The sequence below is a fragment of the Vibrio sp. 10N.222.48.A3 genome (genome assembly GCF_041475345.1).
Taxonomy (GTDB): Bacteria; Pseudomonadota; Gammaproteobacteria; order Enterobacterales; family Vibrionaceae; genus Vibrio; species Vibrio tasmaniensis_A.
The window spans coordinates 1-2,397 of the sequence record NZ_JBFRVX010000486.1; the positions used below are offsets into that span (position 1 = coordinate 1).

The following is a 2,397-nucleotide window of genomic DNA, read 5'->3' on the forward strand; positions in this document are numbered from 1 at the left end:
CAAAGAAACTAAGCATTTGAAATAAACTAAGCACCTGAAAACTCATCACCTGAAAGAAAGACTTAGGCATAACGGTCTGTATTTGAGCGCCAGTAAATTCTCTTCGTACAAGGATCACGGTATGTCACACGCCAGCCGCAACTCATCATTGATTAAACTCTGTTTACTTGCCTTACCGATCGGCTTTTACTCTTCTGTGTCGATGGCACAAACCTGGAGTAATGAAGGTCAACCTGCGCAGGTTATCGAACTGTTCACCTCTGAAGGTTGTTCAAGTTGTCCGCCTGCTGATGCCTACCTTAGTACTTTTGAAGACCACCCTAATCTTTGGACACAAGTCATTCCGCTCGCCTATCACGTCGATTACTGGGATTACCTAGGGTGGGGAGACAAGTTCGCTAGCAAGGCATTCAGTCAAAAGCAACGCTTGTACAAAGCTTATGGAGTAACAAGTGGCGTTTATACTCCGGGCTTTGTCGTCGATGGAAAAGAGTGGCGCGGTTACTTTAATTGGCTCGACAGAACCTTGCCATCGCTCCAACAACAAATTAATCCTAAATTAACAGTGAACCATAAAGGCGATACGTTCAGCGTGCATTACGAAGGCAAAGGTGATTATGTCGCTCATATTGCCTTGTTGGCGATGAACGAAGTCACCAGCGTTAAAGCGGGCGAGAACAGAGGTAAGAAACTTGAGCACGATTTTGTCGTGGTTTATGACGGCTATCGACGTAGTGAGTCTGAATGGCAATTTAATGTCGATTTTGATCCATTAGTCGCCACGCCAGATGCTGTAGCCGTGTGGTTAACCGAACCTAACTCGTATACACCGGAACAAACGGTAGCAGGGTGGCTGAATTAAACTTGCGATAACTTGATACTGGATGTGTTGTAGTGGGGGCTCATTGCTAAAACACGAGAGAAAGGGGCGATTTAGTTACGTAATACTGCTGAAATACGTTAATATAGCGCGCTATTATTTTAGCTTTGAGTTCCTGCAATTAATGACTAACACCACAACACCAACCAACTTCTCTGATCTTGGCTTAATCTCTCCTTTGATGGCTCGTCTTACCGAGCTTGAATACCAACAGCCAACGCCTATCCAAGCGCAAGTTATTCCGAGTGTGTTAGCAGAACGCGACCTAATTGCAGGCGCAAATACAGGTTCAGGTAAAACCGCAGCATTTGCACTTCCACTGTTACAGAAGATCCATGAAGATGCACCTTTAGACCGTCGTTCGGGCAAAGGTAACTATGTTTCTGGCCTTATCTTGGTTCCTACACGTGAGCTTGCTAAGCAAGTTGCCGATAGCGTTAAGTCTTACGCAGTACATTTCAACGGTGCAATTAAAACTGTTTGTGTATTCGGTGGTGTATCGGTGAACACTCAGATGCAAGCACTACGTGGCGGCACAGACATCTTGGTGGCAACACCGGGTCGTTTGCTTGATCTGATCTCAAGCAACGCTATCAAACTCGATAAAGTAAAAACGTTAGTGCTTGATGAAGCTGACCGAATGTTGAGCCTTGGTTTTACCGAAGAGCTTGACGCGATCTTGAAGCTGCTGCCAAGCAAGAAGCAAACTCTGTTGTTCTCTGCGACTTTCCCTGAGCAAGTTAAAACGTTGACTCACGAATTACTGAACGACCCAATTGAAGTCCAACTTCAAAGTGCTAATGCAAGCACGCTAGTTCAGCGAGTATTCGAAGTCGAAAAAGGCCGTAAGACAGCTTTGTTAGCGCACCTGATTCAACAACACGAATGGCGCCAAGCCCTGATTTTCGTGAATGCGAAGAACAGCTGTGAGCATTTGGCTGATAAGTTATACAAGCGCGGTATCATTGCGGAAGTATTCCACGGTGATAAAGGTCAGGGTTCACGTACTCGTATCCTAGAAGATTTTAAATCTGGCGAGATTGACGTTCTGATCGCGACAGACATCGCAGCTCGTGGTCTGGATATTGAAAAGCTTCCTGTAGTAATCAACTTTGATTTACCACGTAGCCCATCAGACTACATGCACCGTATTGGCCGAAGTGGTCGTGCGGGTGAGGTTGGTCTAGCGCTATCTTTGATCGACCACGAAGATTACCATCACTTCACAATCATTGAGAAGAAGAACAAAATCCGTCTTGAGCGTGAGCAAATTGAAGGTTTTGAAGTGGATGCAGAAGCTACGGCTGAACTTGTTGCTGCACTAAAACCCGTTGCGCCACCGGCTGGCACAGGCAAGAAGAAAAAGAAGAAAGCACCTAAAAACCAAGATGTTTGGTTGAGAAATAACTGATATTGAGTCAGTAAAAATAGAATTTCTAAAGGCGCTTAATTGCGCCTTTTTTGTTTTTAGCCCAGTTTAGCGAATCCGCGTAACGAGATTAAACGACACTCTTGAC

The 2,397-nt window shown here is 45.1% G+C and carries 2 protein-coding genes; both read left to right on the plus strand.

All coding sequences use genetic code 11. The annotated features are described in order from the left end of the window. Positions 1–121 precede the first annotated feature (121 nt). A complete protein-coding gene (locus AB4653_RS14375; RefSeq protein WP_009845311.1) occupies positions 122–862 on the plus strand; it encodes a DUF1223 domain-containing protein in 741 nt (246 codons plus the stop codon). 142 nt (positions 863–1,004) lie between these two features. Further along, on the plus strand, positions 1,005–2,291 hold the full coding sequence (locus AB4653_RS14380; RefSeq protein ID WP_009845312.1) for a DEAD/DEAH box helicase: 1,287 nt from the start codon (positions 1,005–1,007) through the stop codon (positions 2,289–2,291). Positions 2,292–2,397 lie beyond the last annotated feature (106 nt).

Coding starts and splice junctions, on each gene's coding strand:
- AB4653_RS14380 (WP_009845312.1), top strand. CDS start 1,005: ATGACTAACACCACAACACCAACCAACTTCTCTGATCTTGGCTTAATC.
- AB4653_RS14375 (WP_009845311.1), top strand. CDS start 122: ATGTCACACGCCAGCCGCAACTCATCATTGATTAAACTCTGTTTACTT.